Here is a 20,895-nt window from a genome sequence, read left to right on the forward strand (position 1 = left end):
GACACGAAGCGGCTGCTGTACCGGCTGCCGACGTCGAAGTTCGCGGGGAAGTCGATCCTGTCGGCGGAGTTCGTGGTGCGCAACACCTGGTCGGCCTCGTGCACGGCCAAGGCTGTGCAGTTGTGGCGGACGAAGGACATCTCGGCGTCGACGACGTGGAACTCGCAGAACGCCTCGGGTTTCTGGATCAAGCAGCTGAAGTCGTCGTCGTTCGCCCACGGTTACACCGGATGCGCGGCCAAGGACGCCGAGTTCGACGTGAAGTCGGCGGTTCAGGAGGCGGCCAACGGCAAGTGGTCCACGATGACGTTCGGCCTGCGGGCGGCGAGTGAGACGGACGGGCTGGCCTGGAAGCGGTTCTCCGACAAGGCGTTCCTGCGCGTCCAGTACAACCGGCCGCCGGTACAGCTGAAGATGTCGCAGCTCTCGATGGAGTACGGCGGCGTGTGCAAGCGCCCCGCGAGTGCTCCGCGTGTACGTACCCTGGGCAAGATCAACATCAACAACGTGACCGACCCGGACGGCGACAACGTCGCGATCCAGGTCCAGGCGCTGTGGGACACGGGCGACGGCAAGGGAGTGATCGCTCGGTGGAAGCCCGCGCTGACCTCGTACAAGAAGTCCGGCTCCGGTTTCACGATGAGCCTGCCCACGTCGATCCCGCAGAACAAGACGGTGCACTGGCACGTCCGTTCCTACGACGGGGCCCAGTATTCGCCGTGGTCCTCGGCGGGCGATCCGACGGCGTGCTACTTCGTCTACGACAAGACCGTCCCGGCCGCACCGACCATCGCCTCCGGTGAGTACCCGGCGTCGCAGCCGGACGATCCGAACGACCCGTGGCTGGACGGGGTGGGCCAGTACGGCACGTTCACCTTCAAGTCGTCGTCCAGTGACGTGACGCGCTACTGGTACGGCATCAACGTCGACCCGTCCTCGGCCCGTCAGCTGACCACGACCGGCGGTGCGGCGAAGAGCGTCCCGTTCCTGCCCTCGAAGCCGGGCCTGAACTTCATCACCGCGCAGGCCTTCGACGCGGCGGGGAACGGCTCGGAGATCCGTACGTACCAGTTCCGGGTGAAGGCCGGTCAGCCCGAGCGGGCCACCTGGCAGCTGGACGAGGAAGCCGGAGCCACCGAGGCACAGGGCTCGACTCCGCCGAGGACCCTGGCCCTGCACGGCGGCGCGACCACGGGCGTGGCCGGGACGAAGGGCACCGCCCTCGAACTCAACGGCACCGACGCCTACGCCTCCTCCGACCTCTCCGTGGTCGACACCACGCGCGGCTTCACCGTCTCGTCGTGGGTGAAGTTGTCCAAGATGCCGACCAGCGCGGCGATCGTGGCGACCCAGCCGGGCAACCACAGCCCGAGCTTCGAGCTGTACTACTCGGCATCGCTGGACCGGTGGGTGTTCAACCAGTACGAGACGGACACACCGAACGCGAAGATCATCCGGGCCATGGCTCCTCAGCCCGGTGGCGTGAGCGCGAACACCTGGACGCACCTGACCGGTTCGTACGACGGCGTCGCCAAGAAGCTGCGGCTCTACGTCAACCGCCAGCTCGTCGGTGAGACGGCGCTGCCCAACGCGTGGAACGGCCGTCGCGGTCTCCAGATCGGCGCCGGGTCCTACAGCGGCGTCGCGAAGGCGTTCTTCCCCGGTGCCGTGGACGAGGTGCAGATCTTCGACAAGGTGATCACGCAGGGGGAGGTCGACAAGCTGTACGCCAAGCAGCCCGTGGGTGACCCCGGGCGTCCGGCGGTCGCGATCTTCCCGCTGGACGAGGAGGCGGGCGCCACGGAGATCCGCGGACAGGGCGGAGTCCTGCCGGCGAAGTACAACGGCGGCGTCACCACCGGGGTCCCCGGCATGGCCGGAAAGGCCGCACAGTTCAACGGGACCACCGGGTACGCCAAGATCGGCCAGACCAGCGGCCCGCACGTGAACACCTCGCGCAGCTTCGCCGTCAGCGCCTGGGCGAAGATGAACACCACCAAGCCGAAGAGCGCGGCCATCATCGCCTCCCAGACCGGCAGCTTCGCTCCCGGTTTCGAGCTGTACTACTCGGCCACCTACGACCGGTGGGCGTTCAACCAGTATTCCGCCGACACGGCCGACGCCAAGCCCGTACGCGCCATGCAGGCGGACGGAACGACGGCCCGTGCCGGTGAATGGGTCCACCTCGCCGGTGTGCACGACACGGTGGCGAAGACCCTGACGCTGTACGTCAACGGCCAGAAGGCCCAGTCCGTCACCTTGGACAAGGCCTTCTACGCCAACCAGTCCATGCTGATCGGCGCAGGTGCCTCCGCCAAGACGATCAGGAACTTCTTCCCCGGTGTGATCGACGACGTGCGGTTGTTCGCGCGGCCGGTCTCGGCCGAGGAGGTCCAGCAGATGTTCCGGCAGCGGCCGTTGATCAAGAGCCGGTGGAACTTCGAGCAGACGGCGGCGGGGACGCCGGTGACGACTCCGGACTCCTCGGAGGAGAAGAATCCCCTGACCCTGTACGGTGCCGCCGAGTTGGGGATGGGCTGGATCGACAACAGCGCCCTTCACCTGAACGGTACGGACGCGTACGCGGCGACGGCGAAGATGCCCGTGGACACGGGGGCCAGCTTCACGATGACCGCGTGGGCGCAGGCGGCGGCACTGCCGGACCATGACATGGCGGTGTTCAGTGCCGGTGGTGCGAACCGCAGTGCGCTGGAGGTGCGTTACCGCCCGGACGCGGCTGATCCGGAGGGGCTGGGTAGTTGGCAGCTCACGGTTCCTGACAAGGACAACGCGGCTGCCGGGGTGAAGCAGTTGGGCAACACGGAGTTCACCGATGTCCGTGACTGGAACCACATCGCGGTGGTCTACGACGGGTTCGCGAAGGAGGCGAGCCTGTACGTCAACGGCATCCTCCAGGAGGTGGCCTGTGACGATGCCGACGGTGACGGCAACGCGGACGAGTCGGGGTGCCAGGACCTGATCGCCTGGGCCGACGATGTCCTGACGTTCAAGGCGACCGGGGCGCTCCAGATCGGGCGTGCCCAGAGTGACAGCGCGGGCGGCTACTTCGCCGGCGCGATCGACGACGTCTGGACCTTCCAGGGCGCGCTGAACGACGCGCAGGTCCAGTACCTGGCGGGCAGCTGGTTCGACGTGCCCACCGAGGTCCCCCTGGGCTGATCCCCTCCGGGGGCCTGGTTCCCCAGAGCTGACCGCCTCCCGGGGGGCCCTGATTCTCCAGGGCCCCCCGGAGGTTCGCTGTGAGCTTCCTGGCCTGCCACTTTTCCGCTTCTCCATGCCGGTGCCGCCACCCGGGCGGCACCGGTGCCAGTCGGCGAGGAATTCAAGATGAACGACGTAGTGAGACCACTGTTCTCCGACAGCCCACCCGAAAAACCCGTGCCCCGGCGACGCGTGACACCGCGGGGCGGCCTCTCCCTGGCCGTATCCGCCGTGCTCCTGGGGACCCTGCTCCAAGGGGTCACCGCGACCCCGGCCGACGCGAAGGGCGCGGACCGCCCGCCGGTCTCCCAGGCGGAGAAGCCGGTGAAGGGCCGCGAAGGCGTCAAGAGCGAGCCGCGCACGCTGCCGAAGGAGCCCAGGACTCCGGAGAGCCCGCCCCGGGCGAGCTGGCCGAAGCCCGGCACATCCGTGGTGACCCTGACCGAGGCGTCGGGCGGCACGGCCGGTGCCCCGGTCAAGGCCAAGGGGCTGGCGCCGGCGCTCACCGCCCCCAGGGACGGTGAGGGGGCGAAGGCGGCGGTACCGGCTGCGCGGGGCGAGGTGACGGCACGGATCGCCGATCGCAAGCAGGCCGAACAGGCCGGTGTCGACGGAGTGCTGATCACCCTGGACGCCGGTGGCGAGAAGGCGGGCAAGGTCGGCGTCAAGCTCGACTACGCCCCGTTCGCCGAGGCGTACGGCGGCGGATACGCGTCCCGGCTCACCCTGGTCGAGCTGCCGGCCTGTGCGTTGACCACACCGCGGAAGGCGGCCTGCCGTACGAGTTCCCCCGTCCCCACGGTCAACGACACGGAGGCGCAGACCCTCACGGCGGACGCCGTCACGCTGAAGTCCGCAACGCCGACCCTCTTGGCCGCCGTCGCCGAGGAGCAGAGCGAGAACGGTGACTACAAGGCGACCCCCCTCTCCCCGTCCGCGAGTTGGCAGACCAACCTCAACACGGGCGACTTCGGCTGGTCCTACGACATTCCGGTCCCCGACGTCCCCGGCGAGCTGACGCCGACCGTCGGCCTGTCCTACAGCTCCGGTGCGATCGACGGCCGGACCGGCGCGACCAACAACCAGTCCTCCTGGGTGGGGGACGGCTTCGACCTGTGGCCCGGCTCCATCGAGCGCAGCTACAAACCCTGCGCGCAGGACGGCGTCAAGAACGCGGACGGAAGCAAGCCCGGTGACCTGTGCTGGGCCTACGACAACGCCTTCATCACCTTCAACGGCAAGGGCGGAGAGCTCGTCCCCGCCGGTGACGACGAGTTCAGGTTCAAGGACGACGACGGCAGCCGGATCAGCCGCCTGCGCTCCACCGAGCGCGGCAACGGCGACAACGACGGCGAGTACTGGCTGCTGACCGACCCGCACGGCGTCCGCTACTACTACGGCTACAACCGGCTGCCCGGCTGGACGGAAGGCAAGGAGACCACCGACTCCACCTGGACGGTCCCGGTCTTCGGGAACAACTCCGGCGAGCCCTGCAACAAGGCGACGTTCGCCGAGTCCTGGTGCCAGCAGGCCTGGCGGTGGAACCTCGACTACGTCGTCGACCCGCACGGCAACGCCGTCGCCTACTACTACGACAAGGAGACCAACTCCTACGGGCGGAACCTGAAGGCCAAGGACAACACCCCCTATACGCGCGGTGGTTATCTCGACCGCGTGGAGTACGGCCTGAAGTCGTCCGCGATGTACGGCGTCAAGGCCCCGGCCAAGGTGGTCTTCACCAACGCCGAACGGTGCCTCGTCGATTCCCGTACGGACTGCTCGTCCATCGACAAGGACGCGTTCCACTGGTACGACACCCCCTGGGACCTGAACTGCACGTCGGGTGACGAGTGCGACAAGGGCCGCCTCTCCCCGGTCTTCTTCACCCGCAAACGGCTGACCGGCATCACCACCCACGTCCTCTCCGGCGACGCCTACGCCAAGGTCGACTCCTACAAGCTGGACCACCGCTGGGGCAAGGCCGACGTCGACTACCAGCTGCTGCTCGACTCGGTCCAGCGCACCGGCCACGACGCCTCCACGTCGATCACCCTGCCGAAGACCACCTTCTCGTACACCCAGCTGGCCAACCGGCTGGACCGGATTGGTGACGGGTACGCGCCGTTCATCAAGAGCCGGCTCTCCACGGTCGCCGACGAGTCCGGCGGCCAGATCGACGTCAACTACTCGGCCCCCGCCTGCACCTGGGACGCGCTGCCGACCCCGGAGACCAACACCACGCGCTGCTTCCCGCAGTACATCGGGGGCTCGGACTCCGCCGACCCCGAGCGGCAGTGGTTCAACAAGTACGTCGTCGACTCCACGACCCAGACCGACCGTACGGGCGGGGCCCCCGACCAGGTGACCCTGTACGAGTACCTCGGGGACGCGGCCTGGCACTACGCCGATGACGACGGGCTGACCAAGGAGAAGTTCAAGACCTGGTCCCAGTGGCGCGGTTACGGACACGTCCGGGTCAAGTCCGGTGGCCAGGGCGGCGCCGCCGCGCTGCGGTCGCAGGTCGACTCGTACTTCCTGCGGGGCATGCACGGTGACCGCAAGACCCCCTCGGGGGGCACGAAGAGCGTGTCCGTGACCCTCGGCAGCGGTGAGGGCGACCCGATCACCGACCACGAGGCCTCGACCGGTTTCCTCTACCGGACCGAGGTCTACGACAAGGTCGGCGGGAAGGTGCTCAACCGGACCGTCAACCGGCCCTGGCACCACGAGACCGCGAAGAAGGTACGCAGCTGGGGCACGGTCACCGCCAACTTCACCGGCACCGCCACCACCAAGACCTGGACCTCCCTGGACAACGGTGCGGGCGCCGCCTGGCGGACCACGTCCGTGGCGAACACGTACGACACGGTCGCCGGCCGGGTCACCCGGGTCGACGACCTCGGCGACAGCGCCACCGCCGCCGACGACCGGTGCACGCGTACGACCTACGCGACCAACACCGACAAGAACATCCTCCTGCTGCCCTCACGGGTGGAGACCGTCGCGGTGAAGTGCGACACCTCCCCCGACAGGGCCGAGCACGTCATCTCCGACACCCGCACCGGATACGACGGCGGCGGCTACGGCACCGCCCCCACCAAGGGCGACGAGACCACGGTCGCCACGCTGAAGGAGCACGACGGCGCCAAGGCCGTCTACCTGGAGTCCGGAACCGCCTTCGACGGCTACGGCCGCCCGCTGGAGGCCGTCGACCTCACCGCGGACGTCACCGTGACCGGCGACGGCGCACCGGTACGGACGGTGCGTACGGACGGTCTGAAGTCGAGCACCTCCTACACCCCGGCCACCGGCATCCCCACCAGAATCACGGAGACCACCCCGCCCGTCACCAAGGGGAACAACGCCACGGCACAGACGACGGTCACGGAGCTGGAGCCGTTGCGGGGCCAGCCCTCCGTGGTGATCGACCCCAACGGCAGGCGCACCGAGCTCACCTACGACGCCCTGGGCCGATCGCACGAGGTCTGGCTGGCCGACCGCCGGCCCGGACAGACCCCGAACTACGCGTTCACCTACTTCGTGGAGGAGGGCCGGCCGGTCGCGGTTCGCTCCCGGACGCTGGACAACAACGGCGGTCAGATCGCGGCGTACACCCTTTACGACGGGTTCCTGCGCGAGCGCCAGACCCAGGCCCCCGGGCCCGATGGCGGCCGCATCCTGACGGACGTGTTCTACGACGAACGCGGCCTCGCGGCCAAGACCTTCGATCCGTACTACACGGAAGGCGCACCCGGGCGGACGCTGTTCACGCCGGACGACGCCCTGAGCGTCGAGTCGCAGACCCGCCACGTCTACGACGGTCTCGGCCGGGAGACCGAGGGCCGGCAGATCGCCGGCAACGGTGACGGCGGCACGGTGCTCGGGGTCACCAGAACCATCTACGGCGGCGACCGCACCACCGTCATCCCGCCCGAGGGCGGTACCGCCACCACCACCGTGACCGATGCCCGCGGCCAGGTCACCGAAGTGCGTCAGCACCACAGCCGCGACGCGGCCGCGGCCTACGACGCCACGGTGTACCGCTACACGCCGAGCGGGGCCCTGGCCGAGGTCAAGGACCCGGCCGACAACACCTGGAGCTACACCTACGACCAGCAAGGCCGCCAGATCCAGGCGGACGACCCCGACAAGGGGGTGACGGACACCACGTACGACGACCGCGGCCGGCCGCTCACCACCACCGACTCACGGGGCACCACCCTGGCCCATGTCCACGACGCCCTGGGGCGCCGGACCGAACTGAGGGAGAACACCAGCACCGGCACCCTGCGGGCCAGGTGGACCTATGACACCGTCTCCGGCGCCAAGGGCCACCTCGCCGAGTCCGTCCGGTACGTCGACGGTGTCGCCTACACCTCCAGGGTCACGCAGTACGACCACCTGTACCGGCCCATCAGGACGGCCGTGGTGATCCCCGAGGCCGAAGGGGCGCTGGCGGGCACCTACCAGACAGGAACCAGCTACAAGCCCTCGGGCCTGGTCGCAGGGGTGAGCTACTCCGCGGCGGGCTCCCTGCCCGGCGGCAGCTACAACTACACCTTCGAGGACCAGACCCTGCGTCCGGTCTCCGTCTTCGGCGACGGCGTCCGCGCCCAAGCCACCTACTCGCTGACCGGCAAGCCGCTCCAGTACGAACTGAGCGCGGGGACAGGAGGGAAGAAGACCTGGGCCACCAACACCTACGAGTGGGGCACCCAGCGCCTGGCGACCTCGCGCGTCGAGCGTGAAGAGGTTCCCGGCGTCGACCAGCACAACACCTACCGGTACGACGAAGTGGGCAACGTCCTCGGCGTCTCGGACGTCTCCCGCGACGGCACCGACACCCAGTGCTTCGCCTACGACCACCTGCGCCAGCTGACCGAGGCCTGGGCCCAGGGCGCGAGGAGCTGCGCCACCGCCCCGGCCGCCGGGCCCCTCGGCGGAGTCGCCCCGTACCACCGGTCCTACACCTACGACAAGACCGGCAACCGCCTCACCGAAACCCTCCACGACACCGGCGGTGACCGGAGCAAGGACACCGAGCGCACCTACACCTACCCCGAGGCCGGCCGGCCGCAGCCGCACACCCTGACCTCGGTGACCGAGAGCGGCCCGGCGGGAACGACGACCGGCGCCTACGGGTACGACGAGACGGGCAACACCACCACCCGGCCCGCGGGCGGTGCCACCCAGACCATGAGCTGGGACGCCGAGGGCCGCCTGGCCCAGGTCACGGAGTCGGGCACGGGCGGTACGGCCAGGACCACCGACTACCTGTACGACAGCGAGGGCGAGCGCCTGATCAAGCGCACGGGCGGCGAGACGACCCTCTACCTGGGACACACCGAGATCACCCTGACCGAGGGGGCCGCCAAGGGGAAGGCGACGCGCTACGTCCCGCTCGGCGGCGGCCACCAGGCGGTCGTCGGCGACGACGGCTCGGTGACCTTCACGCTCGCCGACCACCTGGGCACCGGGCAGCTCGCGATCGGCGCAGCCGACCAGCAGCTCACCCAGCGCCGTACCCTGCCCTTCGGCGGAACACGCGGCGAGCAGCCCACCTCCTGGCCGGGCACCAAGGGCTTCGTCGGCGGCACCGACGAGACGGCCGACACGGGACTCACCCACCTCGGGGCACGTGAGTACGACCCCGACACCGGCCGGTTCCTCAGCGTCGACCCCCTGTTCAACAGCACGGACCCGATGCAGATCAACGGGTTCGCGTACAGCCACAGCAACCCGGTCACCCGCAGCGACCCGTCCGGGCTGTACGACCCCGACGAACGCGACTACTGCAACTCGCACCCGGAGAACTGCCGGGGAGGCCGCTACGTCGGCAAGAACAAGGGCAACGGGAAGCCCGCGAGCAACGCCAAGTCCAAGCAGTACGCCTCCGTCGACCAGGCCCAGCGTGCGCAGAACACCAACAGCGGTGTCGCGGCGAAGATGCGCAAGGACCGGTACAAGCAGATCATTTCCGGGGGAAAGTTCTCCTTCGGCAAGTTCTACAAGACGGTCAAGTCGGTCAATGACCGCTCCTGCCGCGCGGAGCCGGGCGGCCGAGGGGGATGCAGGTTCGCCAACTGGATGATGGAGAGGAACCTCCAGAAGCTGCTCCACGACACCCTGAAGCGCATCGACGAATCCTGGGGTTCCAAGAACAAGAAGGGCGGCTTCGGGTTCGACGACGACGAGTTCGAGATGGCCCTGAGCCTGGCCCGGGAGGGACACCAGGTCGTGGCGAGAGGCTCGGACGACGGCGCACCCGGCGCGAAGGGGAACAAGTCGTTCGACGCCTGGGTCGACGGAGTGCGGACCGAGTTCAAGAGCCTTTCCACCACCTCGCGCAAGGGAATCACCAGGGAGATCCGAAGCGCCGACGAGCAGGGCGCCGACTTCGCCTACATCCGTCTGGAGAAGGCGGACCGGCGTATGGCCGAGTCGGCGGTCAACAGCATCAAGAGGTCCAAGCAGGCACCGGTCGGCCTGACCACCATCCGCGTCTACGGTGACGGGTACGACTTCACGGTGCGCCTGCGCTGACCCGGCGACCGGGGACAGACACACCGATGTGACGATCACGAGAGGAAGGGGCGGGGAGCCGCTGTGCGATTCACCGTTGGAGAGATCAGCGCCGAGACATATCGGCTCGGTCATGCTTGCCGCCCCGGCCACGTGGCCTCAGCCCTCTCGGAGAACGGCGTGGCGGTCCACGGATTCCCCGTGGACCGCGCGCAGGCCCCGGAGGTCTGGCGGTCCTGGCGGGCCGAGCACCGGCGTACGGGGCTGTGGCCCGTCGTCACGTCCGTGGACCCCGCAGCCCTGGCCGCGCCACCGGTGAACACCGGGCGGCTCGGTCCGGGCGGCCCCGCGGCCCTCGCGCGCGCGCTGGCCGTGGACCCGGAGCCGGTCGTCGCCGACGTGGTCGACGCCGCGGTCCGGGGCGTCCTCGCCCAGGCGGACGAGGACGAGCGGGAGGAGTGGCGGGCCGAACTCGATCCGGCGCAGTTGGCAGGCCTGCTGCGCCCGGCGTGTGCGGCACCGACGGCGGGCGACGTATGGGAGCACGAGGGGCGCTGGTCCGGCGACGGGCTGTGGCTGTGCCTGGTGGAGGCCGACGCGGGGTTCGAGCTGCCGGTGCTGCTGCCCGGAGTGCCGGACGCGCCGAACTGGTGGAGCGAGCCCGCACAGCGCCCGCTGCTCCCCGCGGACCACGTCTCCTTCCTGCGCAGCTGGCAGGAGCGGTTCGGAGCGGAGGTGTTCTTCGCCGACGGCTCCAATCTCCGGCTGGTGGTGGCCCGCCCGCCTCTGGACCCGCTGACAGCCGCCCGCGTGGCCGTGGAGCAGTTTTCCTACTGCAGTGACCTGGCGGATGACCTGCCCGTCATGGGGAATGACCGGGTCCGTTCCACGGTCTGGTCCTTCTGGTGGGACTGAGAGAAAGAAACGTGAGAGCTGTGAAGAAGAGAGCCGGAATACCGCTGCGCCGCGTCGGCCGGAGCCTGGCCTTGGCGCTGGCGGCCGTGGTGCTGGTGGCATGCGGCGATGAGTCCCCCGGTGCGGATGCCGCGGCCGACGCGCCCGGTGCGACGGTCGCCTCCGAGGCCACGGTGGCCGCGGTCACCCAGGACATGGTCGACGCGGCCGCGGAGGCCGGTCTGGTGCAGATGGGCGAGCCGGTCAGCGAGAAGGACTGCGCCGTCGGCATCACGGCGCAGCGGCAGGCCGTGGAGGGGGAGGAGGACGGCGGTGTCGCCGGAGCCCTGGGAGACAAGGGGTGGGCGGGCGAAGAGACGCACTCCATCGACGGCCTGAAGGAGACTCTGCTCACGAAGCAGGGCTGGGAGTTGCGCGTACGCAGCTACAGCGGTGAGGGGGAAGCGGCCGGGCTGGTGGCGCTGATCGCCTCCAGGAGCGGCTGCGAGCTGCCGTAGGCCCCCGGGGGCGCACGGGCCCCCGCTCGGTGCGTACGCGTCGGGCCGGCGGCCCGGTCCGGGCGGTTCCGGCCCGCGCCCCCGCCGACCGGTCCCGGCCAGCGCCGACCGGCCCTGCACGGCTCCGGCCCGCGCCCCGCCGGACAGGACGAAGAAGCGCCGGTGACCTGACGAGAAGCGCCGGACATGACGAAATGCACCGGACATGACGAAGAAGCGGCGGAGTTTACCCACGGTCACGCCCCGTCACACACCCTCCGCCCGCCTTTTGTTCGTCTGTGCGGCTGAAGTTTTCTTGATCTGTGGCCAGTTGGGGGGTGAAGGGGCCTACCCTTCACAAGGTGAACCAGTTGAAGTCCCGCGCCTCCCGCCCCGAAGACCTGGTCGACCAGCCGGGGGGAGGTGGGCTGCCCGGCAGGCTCGGTGACGAGCTCCGGGCCGAGCTGATCGCCTTCCGCCGGGATCTGCACATGCACCCCGAGCTGGGCAACCAGGAGTTCCGCACCACCGCCGCCATCAAGGACCGGCTGGAGAGGGCCGGGCTCCGGCCGCGGGTGCTCGACGTGGGGACCGGGCTCGTCTGTGACGTGGGGGAGTGGGACGGCGTGACGCCCATGCTGGCGTTGCGGGCCGACATCGACGCGCTGCCGATCCCGGACACCAAGGCGGACGTCCCCTACCGGTCCACCGTGCCCGACCGGGCCCACGCCTGCGGGCACGACGTCCACACCACCACCGTGCTCGGCGCCGGCCTGGTGCTCGCCGAGCTCGACCGGCAGGGGCTCCTGCCCAACCCGGTGCGCCTCCTCTTCCAGCCGGCCGAGGAGGTCCTCCCGGGCGGCGCGGTCGACGCGATCGAGTCCGGGGTGCTGGAGGGCGTCGGGCGGATCATCGCCGTCCACTGCGACCCGAAGGTGGACGCCGGGAAGATCGGGCTGCGCATCGGCCCCATCACCTCAGCCTGCGACCGGCTGGAGATCTCCCTCGACGGCCCCGGCGGCCACACCGCCCGCCCCCACCTGACCACCGACCTGGTCACCGCCGCCGCCCGGGTCGCCGTGGACGTCCCCGCGCTGCTCTCCCGCCGCGTCGACGCCCGCTCCGGGCTCGTCCTCACCTGGGGCCGCCTGCACACCGGCCACGCCCCCAACGTCGTCCCGCAGCACGCCGAGCTCTCCGGCACGGTCCGCTGCCTGGACCTGGACGCCTGGCGGGATGCGCCCGACCTGGTGCACGCGGCCGTGGACGAGGTGGCCGGAATGCACCGGGCCAAGAGCGTGATCAATTACGTACGGGGCGTGCCGCCCGTGGTGAACGACGCGGAGAGCATCGGCTTGCTGGACGCGGCGATGACCGAGCGCCGCGGTTCGTACGCGATCGAGGACACCGAGCAGAGCCTCGGCGGCGAGGACTTCTCCTGGTACCTGGAGCGCGTCCCGGGCGCCATGGCCCGCCTCGGGGTCCGGCCGCCCGGCGACACGCGCGGCCTGGATCTGCACCGAGGCAACTTCGACGTGGACGAGGACGCCATCACCGTGGGTGTCGAGCTGTTCACCGCCGCGGCCCTGCTGGCCGGACGGTCTTAAAAGTGCCGTAACGAACTGTTCGTGGGCCGTCCCTGGACGGACGGGCCGCCTTCTGTTCGCGACGATCCGATAACAGCTTCCGTACGTGCTCTTATCTGACATCTACGCGCGTTACGATCGCGGCGAAACCAGCGCCGGAAGAGGCGCTTCGGTCAGGTTTGAAGGAGCCTTCCCTTGCGCCGGATCACCAGGATTGCCACCGTGGGCGTCGCGTCAGCGGCTCTCGCGCTCTCCGCCACCGCGTGTGGCGGAAAAACGTCGTCGGACTCGGGTTCCGACGGCGACAAGGCCGCCATCGCGTACGACATCGGTGGCCGCGGCGACCAGTCGTTCAACGACGCCGCCTACGCCGGTCTCGCCAAGGCGGAGAAGGACCTCGACGTCAACGGCATCGAGGCCGAGCCCTCCGACGGTGAGAGCGACGCCGACAAGGTGCAGCGCCTCACCGAGCTGGCCCGCTCCGGCAACAACCCGGTGATCGGCGTCGGCTTCGCCTACGCGCCGGCCATCAAGAAGGTCGCGCCGAAGTTCCCGGACACCACCTTCGGGATCATCGACGACGCCTCGGTGACCGGGAAGAACATCGCCAACATCGTCTTCAACGAGGAGCAGGGCTCCTACCTCGCCGGCGTCGCCGCCGCCAAGGTCACCAAGACGAAGACGGTCGGCTTCATCGGTGGCGTCGAGACCCCGCTGATCAAGAAGTTCGAGGCCGGTTACGTCCAGGGCGTCAAGGACACCGACCCGTCGGTGAAGGTGCTCCCGCAGTACCTGACGCAGCCCCCGAACTTCGACGGCTTCTCCAAGCCCGACCTCGGCAAGGCCGCCGCCCAGGGCCAGCTCGACAAGAAGGCCGACGTCATCTACTCGGCCGCCGGTCTGGCCGGCTCCGGTGCCATCGAGGCCGCCTCCAAGGCGAGCAAGTGGAACATCGGCGTCGACTCCGACCAGTACAGCCAGGCGGGCCTCGCCAACTACAAGGAGTCCATCCTGACCTCGGTCACGAAGGACATCGAGGACTCGGTCTTCAACCTGATCAAGTCGGTCAAGGACGGCAAGCCGCAGAGCGGTGAGATCCGCTACGGCCTGGACAAGGACGGCGTCGCCCTGTCGATGTCCAACCCGGCCTTCGCCGACATGAAGGACGTCATCGCCGCGGTCGACAAGGCCAAGCAGGAGATCATCGACGGCAAGATCACCGTCAAGTCCGCCCCGTAACCAGGGGTATGTCCGCCCCGTGACCAGGGGCACAGCGCCCTGTGACCAGGGCGGTCGAGGTCGACCCCGGCCTCCCAGGTCCTCCGGCCGGTTTCCCAGGCCCTGTCCGCCCGCCCCGCCGCACACCGGCGCGGCGGGCGGACAGCGCCACGGGCCCCCGCCCGAGCCCGGAGCCGTACCGAAGAAGCGTCCGCGGCCGCACCCTCGCGGTGCCCGCGGAACGGCACCACCCGCAGGAACAGCCGTACCGAAGAAGATCCGCCTCTCGCAGTGTTCTCCCGCCCGGCCCCGGACCCCGCGTCCGGACTGTGGCGTGCACCTGTGTTTCACGATTCGGCAGCGCTACGCGTGTAGACAGCCCTCCGGCGCGATAACTTCACCCCCGCCCCCCTGAGCCCCCCAGCCCCTCCGCCCCCGCTCCTGTCCGGCCAAGGAGAGTGCGTCATCAACGCGTCCAGCAGCCCCCCCGCCGTGGAACTGCACGGCATCACCAAGCGCTTCCCCGGCGTCGTCGCCAACCACGACATCGACATCACGATCGGCAAGGGCACGGTCCACGCCCTCGTCGGTGAGAACGGTGCCGGCAAGTCCACCCTGATGAAGATCCTCTACGGCATGCAGAAGCCGGACGAGGGCACCATCGCCATCAACGGTGAGCAGGTCTCCTTCTCCAACCCGGGCGACGCCATCGAGCGCGGCATCGGCATGGTGCACCAGCACTTCATGCTCGCCGACAACTTCACCGTCCTGGAGAACGTGGTCCTCGGCGGCGAGAAGCTGTACGGCATCGGCGCCGGCGCCCGCAGGAAGATCAAGGAGATCTCCGACGCGTACGGTCTCGGCATCCGCCCCGACGCGCTCGTCGAGGACCTCGGGGTCGCCGACCGGCAGCGCGTGGAGATCCTCAAGGTCCTCTACCGGGGCGCCCGCATCCTGATCCTGGACGAGCCGACCGCGGTCCTGGTGCCGCAGGAGGTCGACGCCCTCTTCGCCAACCTGCGCGAGCTCAAGGCCGAGGGCCTGACCGTCATCTTCATCTCGCACAAGCTGGGCGAGGTGCTCTCGGTCGCCGACGACATCACGGTGATCCGCCGCGGTACGACGGTGGGCACCGCCGACCCGGCCACCACCACGGCCAAGCAGCTCGCCGAGCTGATGGTCGGCAGCGAGCTGCCCTCGCCGGAGACCCGCGAGTCCACCGTCACCGATGTGCCCATGCTGCGCGTCGAGGACCTCGCGCTCACGGTCACCGACCCCGACGGCACCGTCCGCGACGTGCTCGCGGGCGTCGGCTTCACCATCCACAAGGGCGAGGTCCTCGGGATCGCCGGCGTCGAGGGCAACGGGCAGACCGAGCTGATCGAGGCCCTGATCGGGATGCGCGACCCGGACGGCGGGGAGATCACCCTCGACACCGAGAACATCTCGCACGCCCCCACCCGCAGGCGGCGCGAGGCCGGCATCGGCTACATCCCCGAGGACCGGCACCGCCACGGCGTCCTGCTGGACGCCCCGCTCTGGGAGAACCGCATCCTCGGCCACGTCACCGAGAAGCCCAACAGCCGCGGCTGGCTGCTGGACAACAAGGCGGCCCGCACCGACACCGAGCGGATCGTGCGCGAGTACGACGTGCGCACCCCCGGTATCGAGGTCACCGCGGCCTCCCTCTCCGGCGGCAACCAGCAGAAGCTGATCGTCGGCCGCGAGATGAGCCACGCCCCCAAGCTCCTGATCGCCGCCCACCCCACCCGCGGGGTGGACGTCGGCGCGCAGGCGCAGATCTGGGACCAGATCCGCGAGGCCCGCCGCGAAGGGCTCGCCGTCCTGCTGATCTCGGCCGACCTGGACGAGCTGATCGGGCTCTCCGACACCCTGCGCGTCATGTACCGCGGCCGGCTGGTCGCCGACGCCGACCCGGCCACCATCACCCCGGAGGAACTGGGCTCGGCCATGACCGGCGCCGCCACCGGTCACCTCGAAAGCCCGGAGGACGAGGCCCGATGAAGAAATTCGACAAGGACCGGCTGATCCTGGGCCTCGCCGGCCCGGTGCTCGCCCTGGTCGTCGCCCTCGCGCTGACGACCGTGGTGCTGCTGGCCTCCGGCCGTAACCCGTTCGAGCCGTACCGGATCATGTTCGACTCGGCGAGCTACGTCGACGTACAGGTCCTGATCGTCAACCAGGCGGGTACGTACTACCTCGCCGCCCTCGCGGTCGCCATCGGCTTCCGGATGAACCTCTTCAACATCGGCGTCGACGGCCAGTACCGCCTCGCCGCCATGATGGCCGCGCTGGTCGGCGCCAGCGTCAGCCTGCCGGGCCCGCTGCACATCGCGCTGATCGTGGTCGTCGCGATGCTCGTCGGCGCCTTCTGGTCCGGTATCGCGGGCTTCCTCAAGACCACCCGCGGGGTGAGCGAGGTCGTCTCCACGATCATGCTCAACTCGATCGCCACCGCGCTGGTCGCCTGGCTGATCCTGCCGAAGAACTTCGGCGAGCAGCCGGCGGGCTCCAACAACCTGACCACCGGTGAGATCGCGGAGTCCGGCTGGTTCCCGGGGCTGCCGATGGGCGACGGCGGGGAGATCTACGGCTTCACCTTCGTCGCCGCCGGCTGCGGCCTGCTGTACTGGTTCGTCCTCAACCGCACCCGGTTCGGCTTCGACCTGCGTGCCACGGGCGCCAGCGAGAGCGCCGCCCAGGCCTCCGGCGTGGACGCCAAGAAGATGATCCTCACCTCGATGCTGATCTCGGGTGCGGTCGCGGGCCTGGCCGGGATGCCGACCCTGCTCGGCGACACCCACACCTACAGCCTCGACTTCCCCACCGGCATCGGCTTCACCGGTATCACCATCGCGCTGCTGGGCCGCAACAACCCGCTCGGCATCGCCTTCAGCGCGCTGCTGATCGCCTTCCTGGACAAGTCGTCGGCCTCGCTCGACCAGTACGGGTACGAGAAGGAGATCGCCACGATCATGCAGGGCCTGATCGTGATCTCGGTCGTCGTCTCCTACGAGCTGGTACGCCGCTACGGCGTCCGCCGCCAGCAGCAGAAGGTCGGCGAGGAGCTCGCCGCCGGCCATGCCCTCACGACCGAGAAGGAGGCGGCCCTGTGAGCACCAGCAAAGCCATCGCCGCACGCCCCGCCCCGCTGAAGGGCGGCCGCCGCAAGCTCACCCTGCCCGTCGTCCTGCTCATCATCGCGGGCGGCCTCGCCCTCGTCTCGCTGGTCCGCCTGATCAGCGGCGCCGACGACGTCACCTCGGTCGGCCAGGTCGCCGGCGCGCTGGAGCTCGCCGTCCCGATCGGCCTCGCCGGACTCGGCGGCCTGTGGGCCGAGCGCGCGGGCGTCGTCAACATCGGCCTCGAGGGCATGATGGTCCTCGGCACCTGGTTCGGCGCCTGGGCCGGATTCCAGTGGGGTCCGTGGATGGGTGTCCTCTTCGGCATCCTCGGCGGCTGCCTCGGCGGCCTGCTGCACGCGGTCATCACCGTCACCTTCGGCGTGAACCACATCGTCTCCGGTGTGGCGATCAACATCCTCGCCGTCGGCGTCACCCGCTACCTCTCCAACTTCGCCTTCGACGGCGTGCAGGGCGGCTCCTCCAAGCAGTCCCCGCGCATCGACCCGATCGACAAGATCACCATTCCGGGGCTCTCGGACTGGATGCAGGACCTCCAGCAACAGCACTGGTTCCTGGTCTCCGACATCGCGGGCATCGTGGGCGGCCTGGTCACCGGCCTGTCGCTGCTGACCCTGCTCGCGCTGGCGCTGATCCCGGCCACCTGGTGGATCCTGTGGCGCACCTCGTTCGGGCTGCGGCTGCGCTCCTGCGGCGAGTCCCCGGTGGCCGCCGAGACGCTCGGCGTCAACGTCTACAAGTACAAGTACATCGCCGTCACCGTCTCGGGCGGGCTCGCGGGCCTCGGCGGCGCCTTCCTCGCGATCGTCGCCACCGGCATCTACCAGGAGGGCCAGACCGGCGGGCGCGGCTACATCGGCCTCGCCGCCATGATCTTCGGCAACTGGATGCCGGGCGGCATGGCGCTGGGCGCCGGGCTCTTCGGCTTCACCGACAGCCTCAAGCTGCGCGGCGGCGCCGAGAACGTCCACGCGATGCTGCTCCTGCTGGCGATCCTGCTGGTCATCGCGGTGTTCTGGCAGCTCTACAAGAAGAAGTACGTCGCCGCGGTGATCTCGGCGGCCGTCTCGGCGCTGCTGTTCACCTGGTACCTGCTGACCGACCAGGTGCCGAGCCAGTTCGTCGACGCGGCCCCGTACGTCACCACGCTGCTGGTCCTCTCGCTCTCCGCGCAACGGCTACGGATGCCGAAGGCGAACGGCGCGCCCTATCGGAAGGGCGAGGGCAAGTGACCTCGCCCGCCTCCGAGCCCGCCGTCCCCTTCGGCGAGGCCGACTGGGAGGCCCTGCGGGCGGCGGCCCGGGACGCGATGTCCCGGGCGTACGCCCCCTACTCGGGCTTCCCGGTCGGTGTCGCCGCCCGGGTGGACGACGGCCGCACGATCACCGGCTGCAACGTCGAGAACGCCAGTTACGGCCTCTCGCTCTGCGCCGAGTGCGGCCTGGTCTCCGCCCTCCAGGCGACCGGCGGCGGCCGGCTGACCCACTTCACCTGCGTGGACGGCACCGGGTCCGTCCTGGTGCCGTGCGGCAGGTGCCGGCAGCTCCTGTACGAGTTCGGCGGCCCCGAGCTCCAGCTGGAGACGCCCCAGGGCCGGCGCACGCTGGACGAGATGCTGCCGCAGTCGTTCGGCCCGCAGCACCTGGGCTGAGTCCGTGCATTCCGGTGGCCCTCCCCTTCGCGGGAGGGCCACCGCCCCATCCCCTCTCTATGCGCGTAGAGTCGACGGGACTCCCGCGTACGACGCACCCGGCCGGAAGGACTCCCATGGACGCCATCTCCGTCATCCGCACCAAGCGGGACCGAGGCGAGCTGACCCCCGAGCAGATCGACTGGGTCATCGACGCGTACACCCGCGGCGAGGTCGCCGACGAGCAGATGTCCGCCCTCGCCATGGCGATCCTGCTCAACGGCATGAACCGCACCGAGATCGCCCGCTGGACCGCCGCGATGATCGCCTCCGGCGAGCGGATGGACTTCGCCTCGCTCTCCCGCCCCACCACCGACAAGCACTCCACCGGCGGCGTCGGCGACAAGATCACCCTGCCGCTCGCCCCGCTGGTCGCCGCGTGCGGCGCCGCCGTGCCGCAGCTCAGCGGCCGGGGCCTCGGCCACACCGGCGGCACCCTGGACAAGCTGGAGTCCATCCCCGGCTGGCGGGCCCACCTCTCCAACGAGGAGATGCTCGGCGTCCTGGACACCACCGGCGCGGTCATCTGCGCCGCCGGTGACGGACTGGCCCCCGCCGACAAGAAGCTGTACGCGCTGCGCGATGTCACCGGCACGGTCGAGGCGATCCCGCTGATCGCCAGCTCGATCATGTCCAAGAAGATCGCCGAGGGCACCGGGGCGCTCGTCCTGGACGTCAAGGTCGGCTCCGGCGCCTTCATGAAGACCATCGAGGACGCCCGCGAACTGGCCTCCACCATGGTCGCGCTCGGCACCGACAGCGGCGTCCGGACGGTCGCGCTCCTCACCGACATGTCGACCCCGCTCGGCCTCACCGCGGGCAACGCCCTGGAGGTACGCGAGTCGGTCGAGGTCCTGGCGGGCGGCGGCCCGAGGGACGTCGTCGACCTCACCCTCGCCCTGGCCCGCGAGATGCTGGACGCCGCAGGCCTCAAGGACGCCGACCCCGAGAAGGCCCTCGCCGACGGCTCCGCGATGGACGTCTGGCGCCGCATGATCTCCGCCCAGGGCGGCGACCCGGACGCCGCCCTCCCGACCGCCCGCGAACAGCACGTGGTCACCGCCCGCTCCTCCGGCGTCCTGACCCGCCTGGACGCCTACGACGTCGGCGTCGCCGCCTGGCGCCTGGGCGCGGGCCGCGCCCGCAAGGAGGACCCGGTGCAGGCGGGCGCGGGCGTCGAACTGCACGCCAAGCCCGGCGACACCGTCACCGAGGGCCAGCCCCTGATGACCCTGCACACGGACACCCCGGAGAAGTTCGACTACGCCCTGAAGGCGCTCCCGGACGCGTACGACATCGCCCCGGCCGGCACCTCGTTCGCACCGCTGCCGGTGGTGCGGGAACGCATCGCCTGACCAGCGCTTTCCCCGTACGGGTGAACGGGACCGGTGGACTGCCGCCGGTCCCGTTCGGCATGCTGGACTCGGTGACGTACCGATAGAGGAGACCGCCATGAGCGCACTCACCGTCGAACCCGTGCCGGGCCCCGGTCAGGAGTGGGACGACCTCGTCCGGATCTGGGAGGAGACGGACGCACCCGAGGGCTGCAAGGTGGAGATCATCGAGGAGATCGTCACCGTGTCGCCACCGCCGTCCACGGACCACAACGTCACTGCGGAGCTGCTTCAGCGCAGCCTCTATACCGTCATTCCGGGGGACTGGGGTATCTATCAGACCCTCGGTGTCTCGCTGCCGGGCCGGGGCGGGATCTACATCCCCGACCTCGTCGTCGTGCCCCGCGCGGTGCTCTCCGGGCCGGGCCACCACGTGCCCGCCGACGCGGCCAGGCTCGTCGTGGAGATCACCTCCCGCGCCAACGCCAACCACGACCGCATCAGCAAGGTGAACGGCTACGCCAAGGCCGGGGTGGAGCTGTTCCTGCTCCTCGACCCCTGGCACTCAGGGCGCCCGACCGCCACGCTCTACGGGGAGCCGGACGCCGGCACCTACCGGGTTCTGCAAGCGGTCGAGTACGGCGGGAAGCTGACCCTGCCCGAACCGTTCGACCTGGACCTGGACACCGGTGTCTTCCCGGTCAGCTGACGCCTCGCGGCCACCGGCACAGGCGGGCGGCCCGCCGCACGCAGGAAGTTCCGTGCGGC

12 protein-coding genes are annotated in these 20,895 nt (G+C 69.9%); all 12 read left to right on the forward strand.

Annotated elements, in window-relative coordinates; all coding sequences use genetic code 11:
- Positions 1 to 3,180 (forward strand): LamG-like jellyroll fold domain-containing protein (locus tag AB0917_RS26410; RefSeq protein WP_366822167.1); only part of this gene is annotated, 3,180 nt, incomplete at its 5' end.
- Between the two features lie 168 nt (positions 3,181 to 3,348).
- Positions 3,349 to 9,765, forward strand: coding sequence for an RHS repeat-associated core domain-containing protein (locus tag AB0917_RS26415; RefSeq protein ID WP_366822168.1), 6,417 nt, complete (start codon positions 3,349 to 3,351; stop codon positions 9,763 to 9,765).
- Between the two features lie 180 nt (positions 9,766 to 9,945).
- Positions 9,946 to 10,659 (forward strand): DUF4253 domain-containing protein, encoded by a 714-nt coding sequence (locus AB0917_RS26420; protein ID WP_366822169.1) that lies wholly within the window; start codon positions 9,946 to 9,948, stop codon positions 10,657 to 10,659.
- Between the two features lie 20 nt (positions 10,660 to 10,679).
- Positions 10,680 to 11,156, forward strand: a complete 477-nt coding sequence (locus tag AB0917_RS26425) for a hypothetical protein (protein ID WP_366822170.1) — start codon at positions 10,680 to 10,682, stop codon at positions 11,154 to 11,156.
- Positions 11,157 to 11,506: 350 nt separating this feature from the next.
- A complete protein-coding gene (locus AB0917_RS26430; protein WP_366822177.1) occupies positions 11,507 to 12,742 on the forward strand; it encodes an amidohydrolase in 1,236 nt (411 codons plus the stop codon).
- A 174-nt stretch (positions 12,743 to 12,916) separates the two neighbouring features.
- Positions 12,917 to 13,960 (forward strand): BMP family ABC transporter substrate-binding protein, encoded by a 1,044-nt coding sequence (locus AB0917_RS26435; RefSeq protein ID WP_366822171.1) that lies wholly within the window; start codon positions 12,917 to 12,919, stop codon positions 13,958 to 13,960.
- A gap of 420 nt (positions 13,961 to 14,380) precedes the next feature.
- Positions 14,381 to 15,964, forward strand: a complete 1,584-nt coding sequence (locus tag AB0917_RS26440) for an ABC transporter ATP-binding protein (RefSeq protein WP_366822178.1) — start codon at positions 14,381 to 14,383, stop codon at positions 15,962 to 15,964.
- A complete protein-coding gene (locus AB0917_RS26445; protein ID WP_366822172.1) occupies positions 15,961 to 17,076 on the forward strand; it encodes an ABC transporter permease in 1,116 nt (371 codons plus the stop codon). The genes AB0917_RS26440 and AB0917_RS26445 overlap by 4 nt, the downstream gene beginning before the upstream one ends.
- Positions 17,073 to 18,335 carry an ABC transporter permease gene (locus tag AB0917_RS26450; protein WP_366822173.1) on the forward strand — a complete coding sequence of 421 codons (1,263 nt, stop codon included), beginning with the start codon at positions 17,073 to 17,075 and terminating at the stop codon, positions 18,333 to 18,335. Before AB0917_RS26445 ends, AB0917_RS26450 begins: the two co-directional genes overlap by 4 nt.
- Entirely contained in the window at positions 18,332 to 18,754 is a 423-nt protein-coding gene (locus tag AB0917_RS26455; RefSeq protein ID WP_366822174.1) for a cytidine deaminase, read from the forward strand. The genes AB0917_RS26450 and AB0917_RS26455 overlap by 4 nt, the downstream gene beginning before the upstream one ends.
- Positions 18,755 to 18,870: 116 nt before the next feature.
- The gene (locus AB0917_RS26460; RefSeq protein WP_366822175.1) at positions 18,871 to 20,148 is read left to right on the forward strand and encodes a thymidine phosphorylase; all 1,278 of its coding nucleotides are present in this window, start codon (positions 18,871 to 18,873) and stop codon (positions 20,146 to 20,148) included.
- Between the two features lie 97 nt (positions 20,149 to 20,245).
- Positions 20,246 to 20,836 carry a Uma2 family endonuclease gene (locus tag AB0917_RS26465; protein WP_366822176.1) on the forward strand — a complete coding sequence of 197 codons (591 nt, stop codon included), beginning with the start codon at positions 20,246 to 20,248 and terminating at the stop codon, positions 20,834 to 20,836.
- Positions 20,837 to 20,895: the final 59 nt, after the last annotated feature.

The sequence above is a fragment of the Streptomyces sp. NPDC007346 genome (assembly GCF_040703535.1).
Lineage (GTDB): Bacteria > Actinomycetota > Actinomycetes > Streptomycetales > Streptomycetaceae > Streptomyces.

Excerpts from the sequence above, each read along its gene's own strand:
- AB0917_RS26415 (WP_366822168.1), top strand. The coding sequence starts at position 3,349 with ATGAACGACGTAGTGAGACCACTGTTCTCCGACAGCCCACCCGAAAAA.
- AB0917_RS26445 (WP_366822172.1), top strand. The coding sequence starts at position 15,961 with ATGAAGAAATTCGACAAGGACCGGCTGATCCTGGGCCTCGCCGGCCCG.
- AB0917_RS26460 (WP_366822175.1), top strand. The coding sequence starts at position 18,871 with ATGGACGCCATCTCCGTCATCCGCACCAAGCGGGACCGAGGCGAGCTG.
- AB0917_RS26465 (WP_366822176.1), top strand. The coding sequence starts at position 20,246 with ATGAGCGCACTCACCGTCGAACCCGTGCCGGGCCCCGGTCAGGAGTGG.